This is a genomic window from Micromonospora sp. NPDC126480 (assembly GCF_040302465.1).
Lineage (GTDB): Bacteria > Actinomycetota > Actinomycetes > Mycobacteriales > Micromonosporaceae > Micromonospora.
This window is the reverse complement of sequence record NZ_JBEORU010000033.1, coordinates 58,074-84,186: the sequence shown is the minus strand read 5'-3', so window position 1 is coordinate 84,186 and position 26,113 is coordinate 58,074. Positions and strand designations below refer to the sequence as shown.

General features: G+C 71.7%; 24 protein-coding genes, 1 tRNA gene and 1 pseudogene. 14 read left to right on the top strand and 12 right to left on the bottom strand.

Features of this window, described 5'->3' with window-relative positions:
- Both ABTW87_RS25610 and pknB read left to right on the top strand, forming a co-directional pair.
- A pseudogene (locus ABTW87_RS25610) lies at positions 1-405 on the top strand (serine/threonine protein kinase); the annotation flags it as partial.
- Positions 402-2,216 (top strand): Stk1 family PASTA domain-containing Ser/Thr kinase, encoded by a 1,815-nt coding sequence (gene pknB / locus ABTW87_RS25605; protein WP_350653508.1) that lies wholly within the window; start codon positions 402-404, stop codon positions 2,214-2,216. The pseudogene ABTW87_RS25610 and the gene pknB, both read left to right, overlap by 4 nt.
- A gap of 29 nt (positions 2,217-2,245) precedes the next feature.
- On the opposite strand, the gene ABTW87_RS25600 is transcribed toward pknB, so the two are convergent.
- The 4 genes from ABTW87_RS25600 to ABTW87_RS25585 are packed head-to-tail and all read right to left on the bottom strand — an operon-like array spanning position 2,246 to position 5,726.
- A complete protein-coding gene (locus ABTW87_RS25600) occupies positions 2,246-2,896 on the bottom strand; it encodes an aminodeoxychorismate/anthranilate synthase component II (protein WP_350653507.1) in 651 nt (216 codons plus the stop codon).
- Between the two features lie 3 nt (positions 2,897-2,899).
- On the bottom strand, positions 2,900-3,178 hold the full coding sequence (locus tag ABTW87_RS25595) for a hypothetical protein (protein ID WP_350653506.1): 279 nt from the start codon (positions 3,176-3,178) through the stop codon (positions 2,900-2,902).
- Positions 3,179-3,183: 5 nt separating this feature from the next.
- Complete coding sequence (locus ABTW87_RS25590; RefSeq protein WP_350653505.1) at positions 3,184-4,923, bottom strand: class E sortase; 1,740 nt, start codon at positions 4,921-4,923, stop codon at positions 3,184-3,186.
- Positions 4,920-5,726, bottom strand: coding sequence for a DUF881 domain-containing protein (locus ABTW87_RS25585; protein WP_350653504.1), 807 nt, complete (start codon positions 5,724-5,726; stop codon positions 4,920-4,922). Before ABTW87_RS25585 ends, ABTW87_RS25590 begins: the two co-directional genes overlap by 4 nt.
- Positions 5,727-5,920: 194 nt before the next feature.
- Here ABTW87_RS25585 and ABTW87_RS25580 point away from each other — a divergent pair, with 194 nt between their 5' ends.
- Both ABTW87_RS25580 and ABTW87_RS25575 read left to right on the top strand, forming a co-directional pair.
- Positions 5,921-6,184 carry a cell division protein CrgA gene (locus ABTW87_RS25580; protein ID WP_350653503.1) on the top strand — a complete coding sequence of 88 codons (264 nt, stop codon included), beginning with the start codon at positions 5,921-5,923 and terminating at the stop codon, positions 6,182-6,184.
- A 304-nt stretch (positions 6,185-6,488) separates the two neighbouring features.
- Positions 6,489-8,687 carry a (Fe-S)-binding protein gene (locus ABTW87_RS25575; RefSeq protein WP_350653502.1) on the top strand — a complete coding sequence of 733 codons (2,199 nt, stop codon included), beginning with the start codon at positions 6,489-6,491 and terminating at the stop codon, positions 8,685-8,687.
- 54 nt (positions 8,688-8,741) lie between these two features.
- Here ABTW87_RS25575 and ABTW87_RS25570 read toward each other — a convergent pair whose 3' ends face one another.
- Positions 8,742-9,416, bottom strand: coding sequence for a GOLPH3/VPS74 family protein (locus tag ABTW87_RS25570; RefSeq protein WP_350653501.1), 675 nt, complete (start codon positions 9,414-9,416; stop codon positions 8,742-8,744).
- Between the two features lie 226 nt (positions 9,417-9,642).
- On the opposite strand from ABTW87_RS25570, the gene ABTW87_RS25565 reads away from it, so the two are divergent.
- Positions 9,643-10,656, top strand: coding sequence for a C40 family peptidase (locus ABTW87_RS25565; RefSeq protein WP_502891641.1), 1,014 nt, complete (start codon positions 9,643-9,645; stop codon positions 10,654-10,656).
- A gap of 109 nt (positions 10,657-10,765) precedes the next feature.
- Here the strand turns inward: ABTW87_RS25565 and dcd are convergent, their stop codons facing one another.
- Positions 10,766-11,344 (bottom strand): dCTP deaminase, encoded by a 579-nt coding sequence (gene dcd, locus ABTW87_RS25560; protein WP_350653500.1) that lies wholly within the window; start codon positions 11,342-11,344, stop codon positions 10,766-10,768.
- A 78-nt stretch (positions 11,345-11,422) separates the two neighbouring features.
- Here dcd and ABTW87_RS25555 point away from each other — a divergent pair, with 78 nt between their 5' ends.
- Positions 11,423-11,935, top strand: coding sequence for a pyridoxamine 5'-phosphate oxidase family protein (locus ABTW87_RS25555; protein ID WP_350653499.1), 513 nt, complete (start codon positions 11,423-11,425; stop codon positions 11,933-11,935).
- Between the two features lie 75 nt (positions 11,936-12,010).
- Here ABTW87_RS25555 and ABTW87_RS25550 read toward each other — a convergent pair whose 3' ends face one another.
- Positions 12,011-13,018 (bottom strand): zinc metalloprotease, encoded by a 1,008-nt coding sequence (locus ABTW87_RS25550; protein ID WP_350653498.1) that lies wholly within the window; start codon positions 13,016-13,018, stop codon positions 12,011-12,013.
- A gap of 269 nt (positions 13,019-13,287) precedes the next feature.
- On the opposite strand from ABTW87_RS25550, the gene ABTW87_RS25545 reads away from it, so the two are divergent.
- Positions 13,288-13,361 (top strand) — tRNA-Gly (locus ABTW87_RS25545).
- A gap of 60 nt (positions 13,362-13,421) precedes the next feature.
- Here the strand turns inward: ABTW87_RS25545 and ABTW87_RS25540 are convergent.
- Entirely contained in the window at positions 13,422-13,769 is a 348-nt protein-coding gene (locus ABTW87_RS25540) for a hypothetical protein (RefSeq protein ID WP_350653497.1), read from the bottom strand.
- Between the two features lie 348 nt (positions 13,770-14,117).
- The gene (locus tag ABTW87_RS25535) at positions 14,118-16,112 is read right to left on the bottom strand and encodes a cell wall-binding repeat-containing protein (RefSeq protein WP_350653496.1); all 1,995 of its coding nucleotides are present in this window, start codon (positions 16,110-16,112) and stop codon (positions 14,118-14,120) included.
- Positions 16,113-16,456: 344 nt separating this feature from the next.
- Here ABTW87_RS25535 and ABTW87_RS25530 point away from each other — a divergent pair, with 344 nt between their 5' ends.
- Both ABTW87_RS25530 and ABTW87_RS25525 read left to right on the top strand, forming a co-directional pair.
- Positions 16,457-18,484 (top strand): cell wall-binding repeat-containing protein, encoded by a 2,028-nt coding sequence (locus ABTW87_RS25530; protein ID WP_350653495.1) that lies wholly within the window; start codon positions 16,457-16,459, stop codon positions 18,482-18,484.
- Positions 18,485-18,586: 102 nt separating this feature from the next.
- A complete protein-coding gene (locus ABTW87_RS25525; protein ID WP_350653494.1) occupies positions 18,587-19,480 on the top strand; it encodes an LLM class flavin-dependent oxidoreductase in 894 nt (297 codons plus the stop codon).
- A gap of 9 nt (positions 19,481-19,489) precedes the next feature.
- Here the strand turns inward: ABTW87_RS25525 and ABTW87_RS25520 are convergent, their stop codons facing one another.
- Together ABTW87_RS25520 and ABTW87_RS25515 are read right to left on the bottom strand one after the other, a co-directional pair.
- Complete coding sequence (locus tag ABTW87_RS25520) at positions 19,490-19,921, bottom strand: ASCH domain-containing protein (RefSeq protein WP_350653493.1); 432 nt, start codon at positions 19,919-19,921, stop codon at positions 19,490-19,492.
- Positions 19,922-20,054: 133 nt separating this feature from the next.
- A complete protein-coding gene (locus tag ABTW87_RS25515; protein ID WP_350653492.1) occupies positions 20,055-20,606 on the bottom strand; it encodes a phosphoribosyltransferase family protein in 552 nt (183 codons plus the stop codon).
- A gap of 185 nt (positions 20,607-20,791) precedes the next feature.
- On the opposite strand from ABTW87_RS25515, the gene ABTW87_RS25510 reads away from it, so the two are divergent.
- From ABTW87_RS25510 to ABTW87_RS25495, 4 genes are all read left to right on the top strand, one after another.
- Positions 20,792-21,421, top strand: coding sequence for a septal ring lytic transglycosylase RlpA family protein (locus tag ABTW87_RS25510; protein WP_350653491.1), 630 nt, complete (start codon positions 20,792-20,794; stop codon positions 21,419-21,421).
- Positions 21,422-21,521: 100 nt separating this feature from the next.
- On the top strand, positions 21,522-22,649 hold the full coding sequence (locus ABTW87_RS25505; RefSeq protein WP_350653490.1) for a PP2C family protein-serine/threonine phosphatase: 1,128 nt from the start codon (positions 21,522-21,524) through the stop codon (positions 22,647-22,649).
- Positions 22,650-22,800: 151 nt separating this feature from the next.
- Complete coding sequence (locus ABTW87_RS25500) at positions 22,801-24,657, top strand: acyl-CoA dehydrogenase (protein ID WP_350653489.1); 1,857 nt, start codon at positions 22,801-22,803, stop codon at positions 24,655-24,657.
- 209 nt (positions 24,658-24,866) lie between these two features.
- Positions 24,867-25,136 (top strand): DUF6458 family protein, encoded by a 270-nt coding sequence (locus ABTW87_RS25495; RefSeq protein ID WP_012180335.1) that lies wholly within the window; start codon positions 24,867-24,869, stop codon positions 25,134-25,136.
- Positions 25,137-25,175: 39 nt separating this feature from the next.
- Here the strand turns inward: ABTW87_RS25495 and ABTW87_RS25490 are convergent, their stop codons facing one another.
- Positions 25,176-25,712: a SixA phosphatase family protein gene (locus ABTW87_RS25490; RefSeq protein WP_350653488.1), complete on the bottom strand. Its 537-nt coding sequence runs from the start codon at positions 25,710-25,712 to the stop codon at positions 25,176-25,178.
- A 113-nt stretch (positions 25,713-25,825) separates the two neighbouring features.
- On the opposite strand from ABTW87_RS25490, the gene ABTW87_RS25485 reads away from it, so the two are divergent.
- A complete protein-coding gene (locus tag ABTW87_RS25485) occupies positions 25,826-26,110 on the top strand; it encodes a DUF6458 family protein (protein WP_350653487.1) in 285 nt (94 codons plus the stop codon).
- The last annotated feature ends 3 nt before the right edge of the window (positions 26,111-26,113 follow it).

Below are 26,113 nucleotides of genomic sequence, written 5' to 3'. Positions count from 1 at the left end.
CCCCGCCCGCCGGTGGTGGCGGCCACCTCGGCGCCCCGCCCGCCGGCCGCGCAGTCCGGGTGGCCCCACGGCGCGGCGCCCGTGCCGTCGGCGCCGGCTCGCCCGGCGTACGCCCCGACGTCCGTTTCTCCGCCGCCGCCACCGAGCCGGTCCCGGCCCGGGAGGGTGTTCCTCCTCATCCTCCTTGCCGTACTGGTCCTGGTCTGCTCCGGCGTGATTTCCTACTCCCTGCGGGAGTCGACACAGGCCGGGATCTCCGGCCCGCCGGCGCCGCGGACGGTGACGTCCAGCGCGCTCCGGCTGGACGGACGCGACGATCCTGCCGGAACGTCGTACCGTCGACAGCAACTGCCCCGGCCGGGCGGCGACGAGACGACGACGAGCGAAGGACGACAGACGCGATGACAGCGCAGGCCCGCCTGCTCGGAGGCAGGTACCAGGTCGGCGAGCTCCTCGGCTACGGCGGCATGGCCGAGGTGCACCGCGGTCGCGACCTGCGGCTCGGCCGGGACGTCGCGATCAAGATGCTCCGCACCGACCTGGCCCGGGACGCCACCTTCCAGATGCGGTTCCGCCGGGAGGCGCAGAACGCCGCGTCCCTCAACCACCCCGCCATCGTCGCCGTGTACGACACCGGCGAGGAGCACGCGCCGACCGGCGAGACGCTGCCGTTCATCGTCATGGAGTTCGTCAACGGGCGTACCCTCAAAGAGGTGCTGGGCGCCGAGGGGCGGCTCCAGCCGCGACGGGCGCTGGAGATCTGCGCCGACATGTGCGCGGCGCTTGAGTTCAGCCACCGGCACGGCATCATCCACCGGGACATCAAGCCCGGCAACGTGATGCTCACCCAGACCGGCCAGGTCAAGGTCATGGACTTCGGCATCGCCCGTGCCCTGGCCAGCGGCGCGACCACGATGACGCAGACCAGCGCCGTGATCGGCACCGCGCAGTACCTGTCGCCCGAGCAGGCCCGGGGCGAGGCCGTCGACGCCCGCTCCGACGTCTACGCCGCCGGCTGCGTGCTGTTCGAGTTGCTCTGCGGGCACCCGCCGTTCGTCGGGGACAGCCCGGTCAGCGTCGCGTACCAGCACGTCCGGGAGACGCCGCCGACGCCCAGCGACCTCAACCCGGAGGTCAGCCCGGCCATCGACGCGATCGTGCTCAAGGCACTGTCGAAGAACCCGCTCAACCGCTACCAGAGCGCCGGCGAGATGCGCGCCGACCTGCTGCGCGCCGCCGCCGGCCGCCCGGTCATGGCGACGCCGGTCCTGCGGGAGGACGAAACCACCCAGCTCGCGCCGTCCGGCGCCGGCTACCCGGCCGCCGTGCCGGGCGGCCCCCGGACCCAGCAGATCCCGGCCCGGGTCGGCGACCCACGCCGGCGCAAGGCGTCGTCCTGGCTGATCGCCACCTTCGCCGCGCTCGGCGTGCTCGCGGTGATCGCCCTGGTCGCCGCCCTGCTCATGAACCAGCGGCCGGACCAGATCACGGTGCCGCAGGTGGTCGGCATGACCCGGGAAGAGGCGTTCGCGGAGATCCAAGGGGCCAACCTGACGCCGCGACTGGGGGATGAGGTCTTCAACGACACCTGCCAGGAGGGCCGGGTGGCGAACCAGAGCCCCGGCCCGAATGCGCGTCTCGAACCGACCCAGGCCGTGACCGTCCAGATCTGCGGCGGTCCGCAGGAGGTCACCATCCCGGCCGGCCTCGTCGGCAGCACCTACGAGAGCGCTGAGGAGCGGCTCAAGGAGTTGAAACTTGTGCCCGTCCGTAAGGAGGTGGACAGCGCGGAACGCGAAGGCCAGGTCGTCAAGGTCACGCCGGCCTCGGGCAGCGCCGTCGCCGAGGGCACCGAGGTCACCGTCGAGGTGTCGAGGGGCAATGTCCGGAAGGTGCCGGACGTCATCGGCGAGACGCGCGAGGACGCTGAGGACGAGCTGAAGGACGCCGGCTTCAAGGTCCAGGTCCGGCGCGGGGACGCGGTGCCGCCGGACGAGGCCGGGCGGGTCGTCGAGCAGAACCCCAAGGGTGGCAGCGATCTCGCCCAGGACAAGACGGTGACCATCGTCGTCACGGTGCCGCAGGAGGAGCCGACCCAGGAACCGACGACGGATCCGACCACCCCGCCGACCACCCCACCGACCACGCCGCCGGGGGGCGGCGGCGGTGGCCTCCCCCTGCCCACCACACCCCCGGCTCGTCTCCCGGCGGACTGACGCGTAACCCCTCCGGCGGGCTGACCGGTTCAGGAGGCGGCGAAGGCCGCCCGGCGGCGGGCGTCCACCTCGGCGGCCAGAGCGGGGGCCCGCTCCAGCGCCTCCGGGTAGCCGCAGGACGCGAGCCAGTTCGCCAGCATGAGGTGGCCGCCCTCGGTGAGCACCGACTCGGGGTGGAACTGGACGCCCTCGATCGGCAGGGTCCGGTGCCGCATCGCCATCACCACGCCGGAGCCGGTCCAGCCGGTCACCTCCAGCTCGTCGGGCAGCGTCTCCGGCACGACGGCGAGCGAGTGGTAGCGGGTCGCCGTGAACGGGTCCGGCAGGCCGGCCAGCACACCGTTGTCGTGGTGCCGCACCTCGGAGGTCTTGCCGTGCAGCAGCTCCGGAGCCCGGGCGACGGTGGCGCCGAACGCCTCACCGATCGCCTGATGGCCGAGGCAGACGCCGAACAGGGGCAGCGTGCCGGCGTACTCCTTGATGACCTCCAGGCAGATTCCGGCGCGGTCCGGGCTGCCCGGCCCGGGGGAGAGCAGGACGCCGTCCGCGCCGGCCCTGCCGACCTCCGCGATGCTGATCTCGTCGTTGCGGCGTACCTCGCAGTCCGCCCCGAGCTGGCCCAGGTACTGCACCAGGTTGAAGACGAACGAGTCGTAGTTGTCGATGACCAGGACGCGCACGGGTCACTCTTCCGATGAGGGGGACGGCGGGGTGTTGTTCTCTTCCGTGTCGTACGGCAGGTCGTGCTCGTCGCCGCCGGGGGCCTCCCCGTCACCGGGCAGCGGCTCCCCGGGTACCCCCGAATCCTGCGTGACCTGCACGTCGTCGAAGGGGAGCAGCGGCTCGGCCCAGGGGAAGACCACGTACCACAGGAGCGCGACCATGGCCGTCGCCAGCAGCACGCTGCCGGTGAGCTTGCCGGGCAGACCGAACGGCAGCTTCCGCCAGATCCAGGCGTACATCGTCCTCAGTTCCCCAGTTCCGCCGGGCGACCCGCCGACTTGGCCTGCTTACGGGCCAGCTCCGCGTGGATGATCAAGCGCTCGTAGTTGTCGAACTTCGGGTTGCACGTGGTGAGGGTGAGCATCGCGGTGGTCGGTCGGGTGCCGGGCCGGCCGGGCACCGGGGCCACCACCTCGACCTGCGACGGCTTGACGATGTGGTTGCGGGTGACGCGGTAGACGTACCAGTTGTTCCGGTCCTCGGCGACGATGACGTCACCCTCGTCCAGCTCGTCCAGCCGCCAGAACGTGGCCCGGTTGCGGTGCCCGGCGACGGAGAAGTTGCCGACCTGGCCGGGCATCGCGCTCGACGGGTAGTGGCCCGGGGCGTACCGGATGTCCTTCTGGGAGACCCCCTCGACGACGACCCACTTCTTGTCGAGCTTGGGGATGTAGAGGCCGGCGATGGGCTTGCCCTGCGCCGCCGCCGGCGGTTTCGCCGAGGCGGACGGCGCGGCGGAGGGTGCGACGGTCGGGTCCCCGGTGGGCCCCCACGCCTGGGCGAGCTGATGGCTGAGGTCGTCCTGGTGGGCGTCGACGATCGCCGACTTGCCCCACACCTCGTACCCGGCGAAGAGGAGCACCACCAGGCCGAACGTGATGAGCAGCTCGCCGGCGACCCGGACACCGGTGCGCAGGCGGGACCAGAGGGTCGGCCGGGTCAGCTCCGAGTAGACGCTCCGGTAGCCGTCGCCGGTCTGTTCCGGGCGCAGCTTGACCACCCGCTCGCCGCGGCGCGGCTGTGGGGGCTCGGGGGCGGCCGGCTCGTCCACGGGCTGCTCGCTGCGGGGCGGCCGCGGCACGGCGCCCATCAGGGCGGTGGAGTCGAGCGGCGGAGCGGGCGGCGTACGGCTGGACACCGGCGGGATGAGCGCGGTGGCCGCCGGGTCGACCGGCAGGGGCGGGCGGGCCGGTGACACCGGTGCGCCCTGACCTGGCCGTACCGGACCGGGTGCGGCCCCGGTGCGCGGGCCGGGACCGGGTGGGGCCGGCGGAGCGCCGGTGCGCGAGCCGGGCGCGGGTGTCGCGGACGGAGCGCCGGTGCGCGAGCCGGGCGCGGGCGGCGCGGACGGAGCGCCGGCGCGTGGGGCGGGTCCGGGTGTCGCACCGGCCTCCGGGGTGGTGCCGCGGCTCACCGGCCGGATGAAGGCGGTCGGGGCGTCGGCGCCCTGCGGCACGCGGTGCGGTGCCGGTGGCGGGGTCTGCGGGCCCGCGTCGTCCCCCTGCGGGCCCGTGTCGTTCGGCAGGCCGGCCCAACGGTGGTGTGGCGGTAGGTCCAGGCGCGGGTCGCGTGGAGCGCCTGTCGCGGGGGTGCCGGTCCGGTCATCGGCCGGCCGAGCGCCGAGCGGGTGTGCGCCGGGCGGGTGTGCGCCGGGCGGGTGTGCGCCGAGCGGGTGTGCGCCGAGCGGGTGTGCGCCGGGCGAGGCCGGTGCGGGCGGCCGGCGGTCGGCCTGGGGTGCGGGCGGACGCGGCGGCTGCACCTGCTCCGGCCAGCGGCCCGTCGGCTGGTTCGTCGGGTACGGCGGCGGGCCGGACGGCTGGGGTGGCTGGTTGGATGGTCCCGGACGGACCGGATGCTGGTCCGCGTCGAGCGACGGCTCCGGACGCGGCCGGTCGACCTTCGGCAGGAACGCCGTCGGGTCGTCGCTCCGATCCCGGTGCCGGCCGTCCCGGCTGTCCCGCCAGTCGTCCGGTGCCCTGGTCACCGGGGCACCGTCGCCGAACGCAGTGTGGTCGAGCCGTCGAACGCCGGCACCTCGACGGTGGTGACGGTCTCCTTGTAGCCCAGCTTGTAGGTGTCGACCAGATCCCTGAACAACCGGACTCCCTCAGACTCGGCGAGCGCCCGCTGGAGGGCGACGGGATCGCCGATCGCTTCGATCCTGAACGGAGGGGAGTACACCCGGCCGTGCAGCAGCAGGGTGTTACCTACGCAGCGTACCGCGCTGGTCGCGAGCACGCGGACATTCATGATTGCCATGGCCTCCGCGCCGCCGGCCCACAGCGCGTTCACCACCGCCTGGACGTCGCCCTGGTGGACCACCAGGTCGTCGTTGGTGACCCCGTCGGGAAGCTGGCTGTCCTCGCGACGCGGCGGGGCGTCGTTGAGTTCCACGACCACGCCGGGCCCGGCGAGTTCGGTGAAGCCGGCCGCCTCGCGGCTGGCCGCCGCCCGGTCCTGCTGCTCCCGGATCGGCTCGTCGGACTCGGCCAGGGTGGCGGTCCGGCCCTCGACCTCCTCGCGGAGCGCCGCCGCCCGCTGCTCGCTCGCCGCCACCGCGTCCCGGCGGTCCTCGATCAGCTGGTTGAGCTGGGGGCGCCGGTCCTCGCGCAGGGTGGTGCCACCGGCGGTGGTGGCGGTGGTGGTGAACAGCAGCCCGGCCGCGGCGGCGATCAGCGGTACGCCGATCGACCACCCGGGGCGCCGCTGCCGCGGGCGCCGCACGAGAGCGGCGACGGCCCGCCGGAGCGCCTTCTGCCAGGAGGCCGCGCCGGATGTGTACTCCACGGGGCGTTCCTCCCCCTCGTCGTGGCAGCCGGTCCCGCTGGCGGTGACCACTTCCGGGCACCGGAGAAGACCCTTTCGTGGCCTGGACGGGTCTTCGGGACTACGCTAGCTGTCGAACATTATTGGCCAAGGACCGTCGCCCTCGCGCCCGGTTGTCAGGCCGGACGAGGTCGTCACCCCCTCTGGAGAGCGTCGTGCCCAAGTCTCAGGTCCGCAAGAAGAAGGTGTACACCCCGCCGACGGACGTACGTCCGACGGCGACGGCGGCGACGCGCAAGCCTAGCCCGATCTGGCTGCCCATCACGGCGGTCGCGTTGATCGTCGCCGGCATCGGCTGGCTGGTGGTCTACTACCTCTCCGAGCAGGAGTACCCGGTCGCCACCTGGGGCTACTGGAACCTCGCGGTGGGCTTCGGGGCCATGGTCGCCTCGCTGATCCTGCTCTCGCGCTGGCGCTGACGCCTCGCTCGGCACTCCCGTCCGGGCCCGCTGCCCGGGCGATCACGTCACTCGGCGCGCCCCCTGCCCGGCGGTTCCGGGCGGGGCCCCCTATGGTGTGCGCAGGGCGGCGCGGCCGAGTGCGACGCGATTCACGTTACCGCTGGGTAACATTGCGCGTAGGCTGCACTGCATGACCGAGCGGAGCGAGGTCATCGACCGGTCCGGTCGAGGGTGCGGCAGCGGCGGCTCGCCGACCGCGCCCTGACCCGGCGCCGGTCGCCGAGCCGCTCGACGCATCAGCAGACCGGGGAGGGCCGACTCGATGGGCAGCGTGCAGATCGTCACCACGATCGTCGCGGCCGCCATCACCGCCGTGGCGGTGTGGCTCGCCGTACGGGCGGTCATGAAGATGGTGGCGGTGATCCGGCTGGGGCAGCCGGACCCGTCGCGTGCCGGTGACTGGGCCACCCGGACCAAGACCATGCTGGCCGAGACCGCCGGGCACACCCGGATGCTCCGCTGGAGCCTGGTGGGTGCCGCGCACTGGTTCGTGATGGTCGGCTTCATCGTGCTGTCGCTGCTGGTGCTGGAGGCGTACTTCGAGGTCGTCTCCCCGACCGGTGGGCTGCCGCTGATCGGTGGCTGGGCCCTCTACGGCCTGGTCACCGAGTGGCTCGGCATCCTCGGCATCGTCAGCATCCTGGTGTTGATCACCATCCGGCTGCGCAACCGCCCGACGCGGCCCGGGGGCAGGTCGCGGTTCACCGGCTCCACCATGTGGCAGGGCTACTTCGTCGAGGCGGTCATCCTCGGTGTCCTGATCATGGGCTTCATGATCCGGGGCTTCAAGGTCGCCACCGACCACTTCGAGTACCCGGTCTGGGCCGCCCCGCTCAGCCACGCGGTCGGCGGCCTGCTGCCGAACTGGGAGGCCGGCGTCAGCGTCGCCGCCGTCATCAAGATCGTGATCTCGATGACCTGGCTCATCGTGATCTCGCTGAACGTCACCATGGGCGTGGCCTGGCACCGCTTCCTGGCCTTCCCCAACATCTTCTTCAAGCGCGACCCCGGCCGGAAGGGCTCCGGCCTCGGCGCGCTCAAGCCGATGACCAGCAACGGTGAGCCGCTCGACTTCGAGGAGGCGGACCCGGAGAAGGACCAGTTCGGCGTCGCCCAGGTCGAGCAGTTCACCTGGAAGGGCCTGCTCGACTTCAGCACCTGCACCGAGTGCGGCCGCTGCCAGTCGCAGTGCCCGGCGTGGAACACGGGCAAGCCGCTGTCGCCGAAGCTGCTGGTGCTCAGCCTGCGGGACCACGCGTACGCCAAGGCCCCCTACCTGCTGGCCGGGGGTGGCAAGGACCTGACCGGCGAAGAGAAGGCCACCGCGGCGCAGCTCGCCCACGTCGACGTGCTGGCGCTCGCCGAGGCGGAGAAGCCGCTGATCGGCACCGCCGAGGAGAACGGCGTCATCGACCCGGACGTCCTCTGGTCCTGCACGACCTGCGGCGCCTGTGTCGAGCAGTGCCCGGTGGACATCGAGCACGTCGACCACATCGTCGACATGCGCCGCTACCAGGTGCTCATCGAGTCCAGCTTCCCCTCGGAGGCCGGCGTGATGCTGCGCAACCTGGAGAACAAGGGCAACCCGTGGGGCGCGCCGCAGAACACCCGGGAGGACTGGACCAAGGGCCTCGGCTTCGAGGTGCCGCGGGTCGGCGAGGTCGACGACTTCGAGTACCTGTTCTGGGTCGGCTGTGCCGGCGCGTTCGAGGACCGGGCCAAGAAGACCACCCGTGCCGTCGCCACGCTGCTCCACGAGGCCGGCGTCTCCTTCGCCATCCTCGGTGAGGGCGAGACCTGCTCGGGCGACCCCGCCCGCCGGATCGGCAACGAGTTCGTCTTCCAGATGCTCGCCCAGCAGAACGTCGAGACCTTGAACGAGGCGTTCGACGGTCGGGAGAAGAGCAAGCGGAAGATCGTCGCGACCTGTCCGCACTGCTTCAACACCCTCGGCAACGAGTACGGCCAGCTCGGCGGCGAGTTCGAGGTCGTGCACCACACCCAGCTGCTGGCCCACCTGGTCAGCACCGGCAAGCTCACCCCGGTGCAGCCGGTCGACGGCGGCGTCACCTACCACGACCCGTGCTACCTGGGCCGGCACAACCGGGTGTTCGCCCCGCCGCGTGAGGTGCTCGGCACCGCGATCGAGGGCGAGCTGACCGAGATGCCGCGGAACAGCGAGCGCTCCTTCTGCTGCGGCGCCGGCGGCGCCCGCATGTGGATGGAGGAGAAGATCGGCAAGCGGATCAACGTGGACCGGGTCGAGGAGGCCATGTCCACCGGCGCGAAGACGGTCGCCGTCGGCTGCCCGTTCTGCTCGACGATGCTGAACGACGGCGTGAACGGCAAGGGCGCCGGCGAGCAGGTCGAGGTCGTCGACGTGGCCAGCGTGCTGCTCCGCTCGGTGAAGCCGGAGCAGGCGACCGGCGACAAGGAGAGCGAGCCGGCGGTAGCGGGCTGACGCGTACCGCCGAACCGACGGCGGCGGCACCCGACGGTGCCGCCGCCGTCGGCGTCAGGAGGTGGTGGTGACCATGACGGTGGCCGCGGTCGTCGTCGCCACCAGGACTGCGGCCTGGGTCTCCTCGATCGCCTTCCGGGTCGCCGCCGAAGCCCAGTCGCCCGCGCCGATCTCCGCGAGCCGGCGCTTCACGCGATCCTTCGGCAGGTCGCGGAACAGCCCGCGGTGCAGCCCCACGGCCTTGACCAGGCCGAGCAGGGCGGCGGTGCGCGGGTCCACGGGACTGTCGGCGGCGACCGCCGCCAGCATCCGCTGCCGGGCCTCCGCCTCCACCGTCGGCTCCGCGCCGGTCGAGGACGGATACCGGGTACGCGGAAAGACCCAGAGCACCTTGTCCGACTCGCGGCGCAGCACCCCGGCGGTCACCAGCCCGTCCAGGATCTGCTCGGGGAGGTCCCGGGCGAGCCGGGTGACCCACTCCTTGGGCCGGCGCCGCTTCGGCTCGGCGTTGATCCGCTGCAGCGCCTCGTCGAGCTGGCGTTGCCCGACCGGGGTGGCGTCGGTCACCACCAGCCGATCGTCGGTGACCGTCACGCGGCCGGCGAGGGCCAGCTCCACCAGGAGGGCACCGGCGAGCCCGTGGTCGAGCGCCGGCCGGCCGAGCCGGTCCACACCCTCGTCGTCGTAGCTGAGCAGGACCAGATCGTGGGCGAGCGTGTGGTGGACCATGTCCCGACAGTAACCGCGACCACCAAGCTCCGTATCGACCGATGCCATTCTGCAAATGCGCCCTCACGCATCGTGCCGAGGGGGTTGCGCAGCAGTGACGGGGACGATTGTCGCCTTGATTCCGTAACGGTCCTTCCCTAATGTTGGGCGTCGGCCGCTGTGGCTCGTCTGTCTCGCCCACTTCCCCGTCGCGAGGCGCCCGACGGCCGGGTTGCAAAAGGAGTCGGTGCCGGTGGCAACCATGCCCCTTCATCGCCACGCCCCGGGACGGTCCCCCCGTCCGGGCGGCCTGCGCCGAGTCGTCCACCGTCTGCTCACCCTGGTCGCCGCCGTCGCGGTAGGTGCCGGCGCACTGGCGGCGCCCGCGTACGCCGAGCCGTCCGTGGACGAGATCGAGGCCGCGATCGACAAGCAGTGGAGCCAGCTTGAGCCCACGATCGAGCAGTACAACAAGGTCCGGGCGCAGCTGAAGACCAACCGCAAGAAGTCGGCCGAGATCCAGAAGAAGATCACGCCGCTCGCTCTGGAGAGCGAGATCGCGATGAACCGGGTCGGTGACCTGGCTTCCCGGTACTACATCACCGGGCCGTCGCAGGAGATCGGCGCGCTGCTGGTCAACGCCGACCCGAGCGCGCTCGGCGAGCAGCTCACCCTGCTGGACCGGCTGGCCGCCGCGGAGCGCAAGCAGCTCGAGGGCGTGCTGGCGGTCCGCAAGAAGTACGACGACCAGAAGGCCGCTCTCGACACGCTCATCGCCAACCAGGTCAAGCAGGAGCAGGAGCTGGCGGCGAAGAAGAAGCAGATCGACGCCGAGATCAAGCGCCTCGAGAAGTCGCTGCCGAAGACCACGGTGAAGACGGAGAAGTGCCCGACCATCAACGGCGTGGTCAGCGAGGCCGCCCGGATCGCCATCCGGACCGCCTGCGAGCAGATCGGTGATCCGTACGTCTGGGGTGCCGACGGGCCGAACTCGTTCGACTGCTCCGGCCTGACCCAGTACGCGTACAAGGCGGCCGGTATCTACCTGACCCACCACACGGGCAATCAGTGGAACGAGGGCAAGGCCATCGCGCGGGCCGACGCCCGCCCCGGTGACCTGGTCTTCTTCCGTAGCGACCTGAGCCACGTCGGCCTGTACATCGGCAACGACAAGATGGTGCACGCGCCACGGACCGGTAAGGACGTGACCGTCGCCAGCATCAACAACATGCCGGTCGCCGGCTTCCGACGGCCCGGCTGATCCGGCCACAGCGGACAGCGGGCCCCGGGACGACACGTCCCGGGGCCCGCTTCGCGTGTGCCCTCGTCGCGCTGGTGGCGGCGCCGGCCGGCGGTCGCCGGCCGGCACGTCAGCGGGTCGGCCAGGTGCGCCAGTTCTGCCAGGAGCGGCTCGGCGTCGGGCCGCGCTGCCCCTGGTACCGCGATCCGTAGACGGCCGAGCCGTACGGGTGCTCGGCCGGTGAGGACAGGCGGAAGATGCAGAGCTGGCCGATCTTCATGCCCGGCCACAGCGTGATCGGCAGGTTCGCCACGTTGGAGAGCTCCAACGTGACGTGGCCAGAGAAGCCGGGGTCGATGAAGCCGGCGGTGGAGTGCGTGAGGAGCCCCAGTCGGCCGAGCGAGCTCTTGCCCTCCAGCCGCCCGGCGAGCTGCTCGCCGAGCGAGATGACCTCGAGCGTCGACGCGAGCACGAACTCGCCGGGGTGCAGCACGAACGGCTCGCCGTCGGGCACCTCGACGGTCGAGGTGAGGTCGTCCTGCTGGCGGGACGGGTCGATGTGCGTGTACAGGTGGTTGTTGAAGACCCGGAAGAGCTTGTCGAGCCGTACGTCGATGCTGGACGGCTGGACCAGCTCGGGGTCGAACGGCTCCAGCGCCAGCGTGCCGGCCTTGATCTCGAGGACCAGGTCGCGGTCGGAGAGCAGCATCGCACCACCATATCGAGAGGCGTGTTCCGGTCCCGTGTCGGCGTGCATCTTCGTACATCTGTTCGATAGAATGCCACCATGGCTTCCTGGTCCGAATTCGCCGCCGACGAGCCCCGACTCGCCGACGGGATCCGTCATCTCCTCCAGCAGTACGGGCCAGGCCTGGGCTATCTGGCCACGGTCCGCGCCGACGGCGGGCCCCGCGTGCACCCGGTCTCTCCCGTGGTCACCGACGAGGGCCTCTTCTGCTTCGTGATCGAGTCGCCGAAACGGCGCGACCTGGAGCGCGACGGGCGTTACGCGCTGCACTCCTTCCCCGCCGAGGAGAGCGACGACGAGGCGTACGTGGCGGGCCACGCCCGGCCGGTGACGGATCCCGCCCGGGTGACCCGGTTGGCCCGCCTGCACCGCGCCGCGTTCGACGTGGACTGGCGGCTCTTCGAGTTCACCATCGACGTCGCGATGCTCGCCCGCCACGACGCCGGCGCCGGCCGCGGCCGGCCCGCCGTACAGGTCTGGCTGGATCCGGCCGCGCCGGGCGCCGCGGAGGCGCCTGCCGTCGGGCGCGCGCGCCATCCGGCTGCGGCCTGACCGGCTCCGCCCCCTGAAAACGCCGGTGCCGGCTCCGAGGCTCGGAGCCGGCACCGCCATGAGGTACGTCCGGAGCTATGCCGCCCGGTACGCGTTCCAGGCGGTCAGCATGCGGCTGGCCTGGCCCGCGGTGAACTGGTACATGCAGGAGTCGTACGTGTAGTCCATGAAGTTGGTGATCGGGTCCTTGCCCGGCGCGGAGCAGGTGTCCCGCCCGGTCGGGCACTCGAAGGCCGGGGAAGCCTCGGCCGGGGTGTCGCTGACGCTGTCGCCCGAGCCGGTGCACCCGCCCTGGAAGGTGTGGTAGAGGTTCAGCCAGTGACCGACCTCGTGGGTGCCCGTGTCGCCCAGGTTGTAGTTGGTCGCGTTGCCGCCCGGCAGCGACTCGCTGAGCACGACGACGCCGTCCATCTTGTTAAGCGACCGGGTCGGGAACGTCGCCCAGCCGAGCAGGTCGTCACTGAGTTCGCCCAGGTAGAGGTTGAGCGTGCTCTTGCCGCCCGTACGCAGCGAGGTCTTCATCGACCGCTCTGCCGACGAACCCTGGACGATCGGGTACCAGCTCGGGTTGGTGACCCGGTTGATCTTCTGCACCTGGAACCGGAAGGCCGTCGCCGCGCCGCCGGTCGCACCGCTGAACGAGTTGTTCAGCACGGTGATCTGCGAGTTGATCATCGAGTCCGGGATGTTGCCGCCGGCCCGGGTGCTGTCCCGCTGGATCACGTGCACCACGACCGGAACCGTGATCGAGGCGGCGGCCGCGGACACCGTCGAACGCATGCCCTTGCGCTTGACGCGCTCCTGAACCAGGTCGGTCAGCTCGTTCTCCCGAGCCATCACCTGGGCGACCGTCAGGTGGTTCGGGTCGTGCTTGACCACGCCACCACCGGGCCGGGCCTTCGACTTGGCGTGCGCGTCGACCGGCTCGCAGTCCTCGCTCTCCGCGTGCGCGGCCCCGTGAGTGTCGACCGGTGCCGCGGCGGCCGGGGCGAAGCCGACCGTGGCGGCACCGAGGAGCAGGGCGAACGACGTCGACGCGATGCCGGCGTAACGACGGGTCAGCAGGTTGGGACGAAGTCCCATGGGCCCACCTCTTTCTGGCGGCGCGGCAGGGGGTGTGTCGCGCCGTGGCTGGAAACGTGTGGCAGACGTTACATCGGATAGACGGATCTGAAAACGCCCATATGTTGCCCGGAAGAAACTTTTCTCTGCCACGGGTCGATTCATGATCGATGTTTCGGCAGACGGTGTCCAGCCCTTCCCGCCGTGCGAGCCGGCCGTGTCGGGCCCGGCCGTGTCCAGGGGTACCTGGGTGCACGCAGGGCTGCGCCTCAGGTACAGTGGTGCCGCCTGCGGGTGTAGTTCAATGGCAGAACATCAGCTTCCCAAGCTGACAGTGCGGGTTCGATTCCCGTCACCCGCTCCACGATCGAGGCCCCGGCCGGGACGCGAATCCCAGCCGGGGCCTTCGATGTCATGCAGCGGCCTACCCGATTTGGTAGGTGAGCCAGCCGGTGTCGCTGAACTCCTGGCGGACACCGTCGTTGGCGGGGCTGAAGACGCGGCAGTTGCAGGGACCGGTGGGTTGCTTCACCGAAGCCTCGGCGTAGTACCAGACCTGTCCCAGGTAGGCCCGGAAGCTGCGGCTGGTGCGAGGTGGCACCGTCACCGCCGGGTACGCCTGGCAGTCGGCGTCGAAGAGCCACAGCACGTACGCCTCGCTGAACGTCGTCAGAGTGCCCCGGACGGGATCACCCCACCGGTCCGCAGGTACGTCGCTCAAGAAGAACTCGTACCCGGCCTGGCCCTTGGTCTGCTTGACGCATGCCTGCATCAGCTTCGCCGGAGGGGGTGCCGGCTCGGATGCCGCCGTGGTGTCCGGTGCCGACGCGGGCGAGGGCGGCGACGGTGACCACAGGCTGCTCCAGCGGTGACCGGTAGCGGCAGGAACCCCGAGCACAACGGCCAGGATCAGAATGGCGGCGCCCGATGCGATGGCGGTGACGGTGGGCCGTCGACGACCTGCCTGATTCGTGAGTTTTCCCCGAGAGATCACGTCGCGTCTCCGCTTCCTGTCAGCTGGCCGGCTGACCGTCGTACGACGTCCGCCGTCCGGAATCGATGCCGGCTGAACGCGACGGGGCCCGGCCGATCGGCCGGGCCCCGTCAACGTGTGCCGTCCCTACCGCTCCGCGTGGGCCTTCTGGACCGCCTCGGCGGCGGCCTTGATGGTGGCGGCGTCCCGCTGGCTGTGGTCAGCCGTCGAGTCCGCCGCCGCACGCCGGGCGTCCACCTCGACGGCGGTTTCCGTCGCCCGGTACACGTTCGTGGCGTTGTTGACTGCGGTGTAGCCGCTCGGGCCGCTGATGAAGTAGCCGAGAATGTCCAGCTGCGTCGCATTGACCACCGGTGCCGAACCGAACACCAGGCCCGTGTGGACCGACCCGGACATCTCGTCAGCGACGATCGCCAGCTCGAAGAGCAGGTCCTCCGAGGTGCCGGGGGTCAGCATCAGCGGAGCGTCCAGCGAGCCCATGAGGGCACCGCCGGCCAGGGCGTCCGGCCAGTTCGCCCCGGTGGCGACGCCGAGGTGGTTCGAGCCGCCGAAGAACTCGTAGGCGATGTACATCGCGGTCTCGTAGCGCGAGGCGCCGGCGAGCGGCTTGCCACCGTACGACCGGGTGGCGATGTCACCCCAGAGCCCGATGCCGTAGATCTCGGCGCTGCTGGACACGGTGTCCAGGTAGCTCTTGGTGGCGGGCGGCAGCTTGTCGTCGTTGGTCAGCACGACGACCGCCGAGCTGCCCTTGCCGGGCAGGTTCTGTGCGCCGGCCGCGGCGCCGGCCGCGAGCGCGTCCGGGAAGTTCATACCGGTCGCGGCGAGCACCTTGCCCGGCGTCGGGTCGATCTCGTTGGCGATCGCGATGGAGGTCGCGAAACGGTCGGTGCCGGCGACCCGCTTCGGGGTGAACCCGAGCGCGCGGACCTGGTTCTCGACGGTGGTGGAGAGCGCACCCGCGGCGCTGCCCAACAGGTAGACGGTGCTGCCCGGGTTCAGGATCCGGGTGAGCTCGGTGCCGACCGACGGCTGCAGGGTGGTGGTCGGGGTCATCAGGAGCGGGCCGGTCTTGGCGGTGGCCAGGGCGGACCCGCCGAGCGCGTCGGCGAAGGTGTCCGAACGGGACAGGACCGCGACGGAGGCCTTGGGCCGCGGGTCTGAGGCGTTGCTGCGGCTGGCCCAGTGCGACTGGGAGATCGCGTTCGCCGTGCCGAACCGGTCGGTCCCGGCGAGCCGGACCACCCGGTCCTTCTTGGTGGGCTGGAAGTCCGGGACGCCGAGCACGTGGGGCACGACGGACACGGCCGCGCCGGCGGTGGTCGCGGCGGCCCCGACGGACGAACCCTGGTTGAAGGCGACCGAGGTGCCATCGGCCTTGAGCACCGGATCCGACTTGGCCGAGCCACCCGTGGTGACCTGGATCGGCGTGGCGCCGGCCGAGGTGGCGGTCACCCAGACCTGGCCGCCGCGGATGAAGGCGACCTTCGACCCGTCGGCCGAGACCGACGGGCTGGCCGCGTCCGTGACGATGCGGGTGTAGGTGCTGCCGTCGAGAAAGCCGATCTCCGGCGTGCCGGTCGGGTTGCCGGAGGCGTCGGAGGCCTGCTTCTGCACGACCAGGCGGCTGCTGCCGTTGGTGTCCGGCTCCGAGTAGTGGTTGCCGTCGTTCGGCGAGCGGCGGACCGCGTCGTAGCCGTAGGCGGCGACGCTCTCCTCGATCCGCCAGGGGGTGCCGCTGGACTTCGCGGCCCAGACGACTGTCGAGCCGTCGCCGACCCACTCCGGGGTGGCACGGGTGACGCCGTCGGTGGCCTCGACGATCGGGTAGACGAACTCGGTGTTGGCGCCGATGGTCGCGATGTCGCCCAGGTCGGTCACGAACACCGCCCGGCTGCCGTCGGGCGACCACGCCGCGTCGCTGATGTCGTAGCCGTCGTACGAGGTCACCACGCTGTCGTCGGCGGCGCGGATCACCGTGCCACCGTCGCTGCCGGTGACCAGCCCGCTGGGGCCGTGGGTCGCGTGCGCTGGGCCGGCGCCGCCGAAGAGGGTGGTGGCGCCGATGGCGAGCAGGACGACGCCCGCTCCCGAGCGACGCCGCAAGAAGGATCGGGGCAAGGAAAGCTCCTCGAAGACGATTCGCGCCGCGGCGGCATCGGCGGCCGGATCGGCCGGGGGCGGCGCCGCTTCACTGTAGAGGACCACCGCCCCGACGCGCTGCCCCGAGTCGTACGCGTCGAGCCACGCAACGTAAGGGCCTCGGATCGGTGCAGGATGCTCCACCGCGCGGCGAAGCGTTGGTGGCAGGTCATCCTTTCGGCCAGACATTTCCCACGAGCCCGGCCCGGGGCGGCGGCGACTTAAGAGATCTTTTAGTGTGCTGACCATCTGCGCCGCCCCGCGTCGGATCAGCCGGCAGACGGGTGCACCCCAACGGCGCCTCTCATCAGCAGGGAGTTCCCTTGCCCCCAACCTCCGTTCGCCGCTACGCGGTGCTCGCGTCGGCCCTCGCCCTGGGCTCGACCGCACTTGTGGCCGGCGCCCCCACCGCCAGCGCCAGCCTGCCGGGCTCCGGCAACGTGCTGACCACCAGCAACAACGGCATCTCGCTGCAGGTTTTCAACGACCCCAGCCGCGGCGCCATCCCCAACCCCTACGGCGAGACGATGCGCGACGTCGCCTGGTCGCCGGACGGCAGCGTCGGCGCCTACATCGACCCGGACGGCGGCATCAGCACCATCCGCTGGGACGGCGCGGACGCCTTCTACCAGCTCTTCCGCGACCCGTCCGCGACCTGGGAGAGCCCCACCTGGCGGGGCAACGGCGCCAGCCTGATCTGGGCCGAGAAGCCGGGCAGCGGGCCCTGGCGGATCCGGATCGCCCCGAGTTCCTCGACGGTCGACTTCGGTGGCCAGCTCTCCCCGGTCGCTGACACCCGGCACTACCGCAACCCGGACGGCGGTCCGGACCAGAAGGTGGTGTTCCAGCGCCAGGAGGATAACGGTTCGGGTAGCCCGACCGGCCAGTCCAGCGTCGTGCTCTACGACCCGGCCAAGCCGGCCGACCAGCGGATCACGGTGATCGACGACAACGGGTCCAACCCGGCCCTGTCGCCAGACGGCACGAAGGTCGCTTTCGTCCGCGCCGGTCAGATCGTCGTCTCCGACCTCAGCGGCGCGAACGAGGTCGTCGTCACCAGCAACGCCGGCACGAAGGACAACCCGGTCTGGTCGCCGGACGGCAAGACCATCGCCTTCAACCAGGGCAGCACCCCGGTGGCGACCGCCGCCGCGAACGGCTCCCAGGCGGCGGCCCCGATCAACGTGCCGGGCGCCAGCGGCAAGCCGGCCTACCAGCCGCGGAAGCGGGACCGGGTGGCCCGGCTGGCCGGCCAGACCCGGTACACCACCGCCACCGCCGTCTCCCAGTCGCACTGGAAGACCGTCGGCAACGGGTCGGACACCCGGGAGCAGGCCCAGTCCGTCGTGCTGTCGCGTTCGGACACCTTCGCCGACGCGCTCGCCGGCTCCGCGCTGGCGACCGCCAAGCGCGGTCCGCTGCTGATGACCCCGCCCACCTCGCTTGAGGCCACCACGAAGGCGGAGATCCAGCGGGTGCTCGCCCCGGGTGGCACCGTCTACCTGCTCGGCAGCCCGGGCGCTCTGTCCACCAGCGTGGAGAACGCGGTCAAGGCGCTCGGCTTCACGGTGAAGCGCGTCCAGGGCAGCGACCGCTTCGGCACCTCGGTGGCGATCGCCAAGGAGATCAACCCGGATCCCGACCTGGTGCTGCTGGCCACCGGCATGAACTTCCCGGACGCGCTGGCGGCCGGCGCGGCGGCCGGCTCGTACAACACCCCGGGCAGCCCCGCGTCCGCGGTCGTCGTGCTCACCAACGAGGCTCAGCTACCGCCGGTCACCAAGACCTACCTCGACTCGCTGCCCGAGGGCGGGCAGACCATCTTCGGTATCGGCCGGTTCGCCGCACAGGCCGCAACCGGCTACGACGAGGACAACGCCGTCCCGGTCTGGGGCCCGGACCGGTACCAGACGGCCCTCCTGACGGCCTGGACGTTCTTCGGCGGCCAGAGCCATGTGGGTCTCGCGACCGGCAGCAACTGGCCGGACGCCCTGGCCGGTGGTGCGCTGATGGGCCTGCTCAACGGCCCGCTGATGCTCACCCCGGGCACCGCCGCCGACCTCGGTGTCGACGCCGAGCTGCTGCTGGGCCAGTCCGCCGGGTCCACCCGGGAGGTGCTGGTCTTCGGCTCCGCCGCCGTCGTGACCGATCACCAGCGCAACCGGGCCGGCTACTGGATCAGCGGCCCGCTCGGCGCCGCCGTGGTGAACAACCCGACGGACGTCAACCCGTCGGTTCGCACCGCCGCCGGCCTGCGTGCCGCCAGCACGCAGACCGTCGACCTGCGCACCGCCGAGGAGGCGGCCGAGGCCGCCGAGACGGCGCGCGAGCACCTCGACGCCCGGCGCTGACCGCTCAACCTCAGCGAAAGGGCCCGGCCGGAAACGGTCGGGCCCTTTCCGTACCCGGGGCCCGGTATCCGCCCGGGCGCCGCACCGGCGGCGGCTAGGGTGGTGATCATGCGGATCGGCATCGTGATCCTTCAGGACCAGCGCTGGTCGGAGTCCGGGCGGCGGTGGCGGCTGGCCGAGGAGTGGGGCTTCGACCACGCCTGGACGTACGACCACCTCGGCTGGCGGGACCTGGTGGACGGGCCGTGGTTCGACTCGATGGGCACGCTGACCGCCGCGGCGTCCGTCACCCGCCGGATCCGGCTCGGCACCCTGGTCGCCTCACCCAACTTCCGGCACCCGGCCGTCTTCGCCCGCCAGGTGACCACCCTCGACGACGTGTCCGGCGGGCGGGTCCTGCTGGGTCTGGGCGCCGGCGGGATCGGGTTCGACGCCGCCGTGCTGGGCGGCGGGACCCTGCCTCCGCGGCAGCGGGTGGACCGGTTCGCCGAGTTCCTCGAACTGCTCGATCTGGTGCTGCGCGAGGACGGGACCACGTGGAGCGGAGAGTGGTTCGCCGCCGTGGACGCCCGGAACAATCCCGGCTGCGTACAGACCCCGCGCGTACCGTTCGTGGTGGCCGCCAACGGCCCCCGATCGATGCGGCTGGCGGCCCGTTTCGGCCAGGGCTGGGTCACCACCGGTAGCGGGGGTGACGACCTGGAGGCCTGGTGGCGCGGCGTGGCCGACCTGACCGCCCGGATGGACAAGACCCTGGCGTCGGCCGGCCGGGACCCGGCCTCGCTCGACCGGTACCTGTCGTTGGACTCGGCACCCGTCTTCTCGCTGCGCAGCGCCGACTTCTTCGCGGAGCAGGTGGGGCGGGCCGCGGGGCTCGGGTTCACCGACGTGATCACCCACTGGCCGCGGCACAGCAGCTGGTACGCGGGCGACGAGGCCGTCCTGGTGGACGTGGCCACCCGACTGTTGCCCGAGCTGCGGCGCGTCACCCGGTGACCCGGCGCGCTACGTGCCCAGGTCGCCGGTGGTGAGGCCGCCGTCGCCGGCGGAGACGAGGCGGAACCGGACGCAGACGACGGTGGTGTCGTCGTCGACGGGAGTGCCCGTCCGGGCCCAGTACGCCCGGTGACCGGCCCGCCACTCCTCGATCGACCGGTCGCCCTCCCCCTCGGACCGGGCGAAGTCCCACGAGACGTCGGCGAAGCGGACGACCTCCACACCGGTGACCTCGACGACGGCGACCAGCCCGTCGTCGTCGTCGACGAGAGCCAGCCGCTCACCGACCTGCTCCAGCTCCTCGCCTTCCCGCTCGTACTCGCTGAGCAGCCCGGCGGTCGCCTGCTTCACCCCGGCGAGTACGAGGGCGTTCAGGTTCGCGCGGAGCTCACCCGGCGTACCGAGGTCGAGGGTGCGCAGTCCACCGATCCGAGGCCACATCCTGCCGAGGCTACCGGGCGCCGTCCCCCGTGGCGGGCCGGTGCGGCGGTACCGCGGCCGGCGCTGCCGGACGGCTTCGACGTGACCACCGCCGGTCGCTGGGTGGCCGAGGAGTTCGGGGCCGGGACGATGGTCACGGGGCGAGGTCGGCCCCGGTGAGCAGCGCCCGGATCCGCAGTTCGTCCGCGACCTGCGGGGAGCAGTCGGCCACCACGGCGGCGGCCCCGACCGTGGCGGCTCCGCGTGCCGCGCAGATCTCGTAGAGAGCGCGTACCTGGGCGCCGGTGGCGACCCAGTCGTCGACCACCAGCACCCGGTCGTCCGGCCCGAGGTGCCGGTCGCGTACGGCGAGGTCGACCCGGCGGCCCCGGAAGTCCGGTGGGCTCTGTGCCCAGGTCAGCGCGCCGGGTGGCAGCCGGCCGTCGCCCGGCTTGTGCGCGGCGACGAACCCGACGCCGAGCGCCGTCGCGGCGAGCGGCCCGAGCAGGTATCCGGTGACGGCCGGGGCGAGGACCAGCGTGGGCCGGGCGGCCCGGAACGGCTCGACCAGGGCCGGGCCGAGGCCGGCCAGCACCGGAGCGTCGCGCCACCAGCCGGAGACGTCGCTGACGAGGTGGGTCGCACCGGGCCCGGGGTCGATCCACTGGACCAGTTCGGCGAGACGTCGGCTCAGCTCAACGCGCATGTCGTCCATCCTCTGGCAACGGGTGCCGGCGTGGGCCCCGGGTCGGCCGGGCCACCGAGGGTCGGATGATCGGCTACACGTTTCCCCGCAATTCCGGTCATATCATCGTGATCACGTTGACTTCGGAAGTGCTTCGCTCGTTACGGTCCGACCCGGTTTGTTCAGATGACGAAAGGACCGGGCCGGTGGCTGGCAGGCACTCCCGTACCCGTAGGTTCTCCTCCCCGACCGGCATCGCGGCCGCGGCGGCCCTCGGTGTCGCGCTCGCGGTCGGCGGTACCGTCGGCGCCGTCCAGCTGACCTCCGGTGCCGAGCCCGAGCGGCCCGTCGCGGTCGATCTGACCCCCACCGACGTCCCGACCAGCACCACCCCCGGATCGCCGACCGCGTCGCCGAGCGCCAGCGTCGCACCGAGCCCGAGCACGAGCACGACGGTGACCCGTGAGACCCAGGCGCCGTCGCGCAGCAAGCCACGGAGCGCGGCGCCGAAGCCGACCGCGACGAAGAAGACCACCGCGGCCCCGTCCGTGGTGGACGCCGGGTCGTGCGGTGCGTCCTTCTACTCGGAGGGGCAACTCACCGCCAACGGTGAGTACTTCGACCCGTCGGCCATGACCGCCGCCCACAAGACGCTGCCGTTCAACACGAAGGTCCGGGTCACCAACCCGGCCACCGGCAAGTCGGTGACGGTGCGGATCAACGACCGGGGCCCCTTCATCGAGGGGCGCTGCCTGGACCTGTCGCGTGCGGCCTTCGCCGCCATCGCGCCGCTGAGCGCGGGGCACGTCGAGGTCCGGTACGAGGTGCTGGGCTGAGCCGGTGCGGGGCCGCGATCGGGCCCCGTGGGTGGACCGCCCGGCCACATCCACCTCGGACGTCGGGCCAGGTTCATTCACCGGCTCACGTCCATCAGGCATGCTGTCCCTCGTACGCACGCACGCCTTTCAGTCGGGTCGCGGCCCGCTGAGCCCCGGATCCCGCGCCGGCCTCGGCGCGGCCCTCGCTCTGCTCGCACTCGTGTCCGCGATGGAACTGGCGGACGGCCGGGGTGCCAACTACATCGCCCTGATGGTGGCCGCGCCGTTCCTCGCGGCGGCACTCGGGTCCTGGCGTGTGGTGCTGGCGGTGGGCGCCGCGGCCACCGTCATCGGGGCGAGCTTCGCGCTGGGCGAGCGGACCGTCTCGCTCTCCACGGCGGTCGCCGTCGCCGGCATCGCGTTGGGCACCGCGCTGGCCGCGGCGACGGCGGCGGTACGGCAGCGGCAGGCCGAGCAGATCGCGGAACTGTCGAAGCTGGCCGCGGTCGCCCAGCAGGCGGTGCTCCGGCCGTTCGGCCCGCAGGTGGGTTCGTTGGCCGTCGCCGCCCGCTACATCTCGTCCACCGCCACCGCGGAGATCGGCGGCGACCTGTACGAGGCGCTGGACACGCCGTACGGCGTACGCATGATCATCGGTGACGTCCGCGGCAAGGGCCTGGACGCGGTCCGGCTGGCCAGCATCGTCCTGGGCTCCTACCGGCACGTGGCGTACGAGCGGGCGGACCTGCGGGCGGTCGTCGCCGACCTGGACCGGGCGGTCGCCCGCAGCGTGGGCGATGAGGACTTCGTGACCGCTGCCCTGGTGGAGGAGCGGGGCGGCACGCTGACGATCGTCAACTGCGGTCACCCGCCGCCGCTGCTCCTGCGTCACGGCGCGGTCATCCCGCTGGAGCCGCCCGCCCCGGCGCCGCCGCTGGGCTTCATGCCGGTCGTCCGGCCCCGGGTCGAGCGGCTGGAGCCCGGTGACCGGCTGTTGCTGTTCACCGACGGGCTGGGCGAGGCGCGCCGGGACGGCGAGTTCTTCCCGACCGCGGACCGGGCGTGGCGCCTGCTCGGGCACGGCACGGTGGCCGACGGGTTGGCATCCCTGGAGGCGGCCCTGGTCGAGTGGGTCCACGGCCGGCTCGACGACGACATCGCCCTGGTGTTGATGGAGTACACGGGCGCCCGTACCGACGTCACGGCGGCGGTGCCGAGCTGGGAGGTCGGCGCGGCGGAGGGCTGAGCCGGGCGCCGGTCGCCGAGTGCGACCGGAACCTGAACCGGAAGTGTGTAATCGCTGTCACTTCAGAGATCGGCTTGTCGTTGTCTACCCGCGAGTAATACAGTCGGGGTTACTGATCGGTAACACCTGTCCGGAAGCGGGGCCAGCGAGCATGACCCACTACAAGAGCAACCTTCGGGACCTCGAGTTCAACCTGTTCGAGGTCTTCGGGGCGGACCGGACGTTCGGCCAGGCGCCGTACACGGAGCTGGACGTCGACACCGCCCGCAGCTTCCTCTCCGAGGTCGACCGCCTGGCCCGCGAGGACCTCGCTGCCAGCTACACGGACAGCGACCGCAACCCGCCGGCGTTCGACCCGGCGACGCACACCGCGCCGCTGCCGCAGTCGTTCAAGAAGTCGTACCAGGCGTTCATGGACTCCGAGTTCTGGCGCCTGGACCTGCCGGAGGTGCTGGACGGCTCCAACGCGCCGCGCGCCCTCTGGTGGTCCCTCGCCGAGCTGGTGCTGGGTGCCAACGCCCCCATCTGGATGTACGCCTCCGGCCCGTCCTTCGCGCACGTGCTGCACGTCGAGGGCACCGAGCGGCAGAAGAAGTGGGCCAAGCTGTTCATCGACAAGCAGTGGGGCTCCACGATGGTGCTCACCGAGCCGGACGCCGGCTCGGACGTCGGCGCCGGCCGCACCCGCGCCATCCCCCAGCCGGACGGCTCCTGGCACATCGAGGGCGTGAAGCGCTTCATCACCTCCGGTGAGCACGACCTGTCCGACAACATCGTCCACTACGTCCTGGCCCGCCCGGTCGGCGTCGAGGGCGTCGGCGGCCCGGGCACCAAGGGCCTGTCCCTGTTCGTCGTTCCGAAGTACCACTTCGACGAGGAGACCGGCGAGCTGGGCGAGCGCAACGGCGTCTACGCCACCAACGTCGAGCACAAGATGGGTCTGAAGGTCTCGAACACCTGCGAGATGACCTTCGGTGAGCACGGCGTACCGGCGAAGGGCTGGCTGCTGGGCGAGAAGCACGACGGCATCCGGCAGATGTTCATGATCATCGAGTACGCCCGGATGATGGTCGGCACGAAGGCGATCGCCACGCTCTCCACCGGCTACCTGAACGCGCTCGAGTACGCCAAGAGCCGGGTGCAGGGCGCCGACCTGATCCAGATGACCGACAAGACCGCCCCCCGCGTCACCATCACCCATCACCCGGACGTGCGCCGCTCGCTGCTGCTGCAGAAGTCGTACGCCGAGGGCCTGCGCGCCCTGGTCTGCTACACCGCCAGTTGGCAGGACAAGGTCGCGATCGCCGAGGCGGCCGGTGACGAGAAGGCCATCAAGCTCGCCAAGCGGGTCAACGACCTGCTGCTCCCGCTGGTGAAGGGCGTCGGCTCCGAGCGGGCGTACGAGCTGCTCGGCCACGAGTCGCTCCAGACGTTCGGCGGTTCCGGCTTCCTCCAGGACTACCCGCTGGAGCAGTACGTCCGGGACGCCAAGATCGACACCCTGTACGAGGGCACCACCGCGATCCAGAGCCTCGACCTGATCTTCCGGAAGATCGTCCGGGACAACGGCAAGGCCCTGATGGCGGTCGCCGGCGAGATCCAGGAGTTCATCGCCACCGAGGGCGGCAACGGCCAGCTCAAGGAGGAGCGGCAGGCGCTGGGCAAGGCGCTCGCCGAGATCCAGAACATCCTCGGCGTGATGACCGGCTGGCTGGGCGAGGCGCAGGGCGGCGACCCGCGCGCCCTGTACAAGGTCGGCCTGGGCAGCCGCCGGTTCCTGCTGGCGGTGGGCGACCTGGTCGTGGGCTGGCTGCTGCAGAAGCAGGCCGACGTGGCGCTGAAGGCGCTGGGCGGCGACGTGACCGCGGCCGACAAGGCGTTCTACACCGGCAAGGTGGCCGCTGCCCGGTTCTTCGCCCGCGAGGTTCTGCCCCGCATCGGCGCCGACCGGCGCATCATCGAGAACACCGACCTCGACGTCATGGACCTCCCGGAGGAGGCCTTCTGAGCCGTACGGCGATGAAGGGCTGATCCGGGACGGACCCGGCACGGACGGCCGGCGGGCACAGGCCCGCCGGCCGTCCTGCCGTCCAGGTCGCGTTCCGGGGACCCGGTAGCGGCGGCCGGATCCGGGGTAGCCCGGGCTGGCGGCGGGTAATCGGCCCCCGGACACGTCAGAGAACGCCCAGAGCCACCGCACGGGGGAGTGCAGCGCACATGGGCATTGGTAGCGGCATCTTCCTGATCGCCCTCGGCGCGATCCTCACCTTCGCCATCCGGGCCAACGTCTGGTGGGTCGACCTGCGTGCGGTCGGCTGGGTGTTCATCCTGGCCGGGCTCGCCGTCCTGCTCACCACGCTCTGGTTCTGGCAGGACCGGCGCAAGCGGGCCCGGACCCTGATCGTGGAGGAGAACCGGCTGTCGCACCCGACCGCGATGATGCCGCCGCCTCCCGACCCGCCACCGCCCACGGCGCCCCCGTCCTGACCTGCCCGGAATGAGCCACGCACCGATGCGGTGCGTGGCTCAGCCACGTGCGGTGTGCGTGGCGGTCAGGACGGCGTCCCCGCGGCCGAGCCCCGCCCACTCGACCGTCGTCCGGTGCACGGCGACGCCGCTGGTGCGCAGCCCGTCCTGGTCCGCCCGCTCCGGGTCGAGCAACGCCGACAGCAGCGAGATGCCGGGGTTGTGGGCGATCAGCAGCACGGTCCGGGTGCCGGGATCGACCCGGCGGACCAGGGTCAGCAGGTCCTCCGGGTGCGCCTCGTACGCGTCCCCTTCGTAGTGCACGTCGGGCGCGGGACCGGCCGATCCGCCCTCCGGTGGGGTGCCGGTCATGCCCAGGGCCACGTCGTGCCAGGTCTCCCGAGTCCGCCGGGCCGCCGAGCAGATCACCACGTCCGGGAGCAGGGCGTGCTTGGCGAGCCACGCGCCGACCGCCGCCGCGTCGGCCCGACCCCGGGCCGCGAGTGGCCGCTGTACGTCCGGTCCGTCGTTCGGCGGTTCGGCCTTCGAATGCCGGAGCAGCACCAGCGTGCGGTCGTCGGCGTACGCGTCCGTCATGCCCCAAGCTTGCCCGATTGGCGATCTAACCGCCTGGGTAAGTCGATGTCTGCCGCTACCTCACCGATGGCCGCGGCGACCGGAACGCCACGTGGAGCCGAGGAGGCGACGACATGGGCATTGGTGGCAGTATCTTCCTGATCGCGCTGGGCGCGATCTTCGCGTTCGCCGTGGAGGCGAACCTGGGATGGCTCGACATCTCGGTGGTCGGCTGGGTGCTGATGCTCGCCGGTGTGGCGGGCCTGCTGGTCACCCTCTACTTCTGGAACTCCCGCCGCCGCACCGTGGTCACCCGCCCGGTCCGCGAGCAGCGGGTCGTCGCCGACCCCGCGGTGCCGGTGCAGGACCGGGTCGTGCAGGAGTACCGCGAGGTGCGCCGCCCGGGCCCGACCGTCTGACAA

Bases quoted from the DNA above. Each gene is read 5' to 3' on its own strand.
- ABTW87_RS25515 (WP_350653492.1), bottom strand. From the start codon at position 20,606: ATGCGCGTTGAGCTGAGCCGACGTCTCGCCGAACTGGTCCAGTGGATC.
- ABTW87_RS25505 (WP_350653490.1), top strand. From the start codon at position 21,522: ATGCTGTCCCTCGTACGCACGCACGCCTTTCAGTCGGGTCGCGGCCCG.
- ABTW87_RS25500 (WP_350653489.1), top strand. From the start codon at position 22,801: ATGACCCACTACAAGAGCAACCTTCGGGACCTCGAGTTCAACCTGTTC.
- ABTW87_RS25485 (WP_350653487.1), top strand. From the start codon at position 25,826: ATGGGCATTGGTGGCAGTATCTTCCTGATCGCGCTGGGCGCGATCTTC.
- pknB (WP_350653508.1), top strand. From the start codon at position 402: ATGACAGCGCAGGCCCGCCTGCTCGGAGGCAGGTACCAGGTCGGCGAG.
- ABTW87_RS25575 (WP_350653502.1), top strand. From the start codon at position 6,489: ATGGGCAGCGTGCAGATCGTCACCACGATCGTCGCGGCCGCCATCACC.
- ABTW87_RS25540 (WP_350653497.1), bottom strand. From the start codon at position 13,769: ATGCAGGCATGCGTCAAGCAGACCAAGGGCCAGGCCGGGTACGAGTTC.
- ABTW87_RS25495 (WP_012180335.1), top strand. From the start codon at position 24,867: ATGGGCATTGGTAGCGGCATCTTCCTGATCGCCCTCGGCGCGATCCTC.
- dcd (WP_350653500.1), bottom strand. From the start codon at position 11,344: ATGCTGCTCTCCGACCGCGACCTGGTCCTCGAGATCAAGGCCGGCACG.
- ABTW87_RS25490 (WP_350653488.1), bottom strand. From the start codon at position 25,712: ATGACGGACGCGTACGCCGACGACCGCACGCTGGTGCTGCTCCGGCAT.
- ABTW87_RS25550 (WP_350653498.1), bottom strand. From the start codon at position 13,018: ATGGGACTTCGTCCCAACCTGCTGACCCGTCGTTACGCCGGCATCGCG.
- ABTW87_RS25555 (WP_350653499.1), top strand. From the start codon at position 11,423: ATGGCTTCCTGGTCCGAATTCGCCGCCGACGAGCCCCGACTCGCCGAC.
- ABTW87_RS25570 (WP_350653501.1), bottom strand. From the start codon at position 9,416: ATGGTCCACCACACGCTCGCCCACGATCTGGTCCTGCTCAGCTACGAC.
- ABTW87_RS25520 (WP_350653493.1), bottom strand. From the start codon at position 19,921: ATGTGGCCTCGGATCGGTGGACTGCGCACCCTCGACCTCGGTACGCCG.
- ABTW87_RS25595 (WP_350653506.1), bottom strand. From the start codon at position 3,178: ATGTACGCCTGGATCTGGCGGAAGCTGCCGTTCGGTCTGCCCGGCAAG.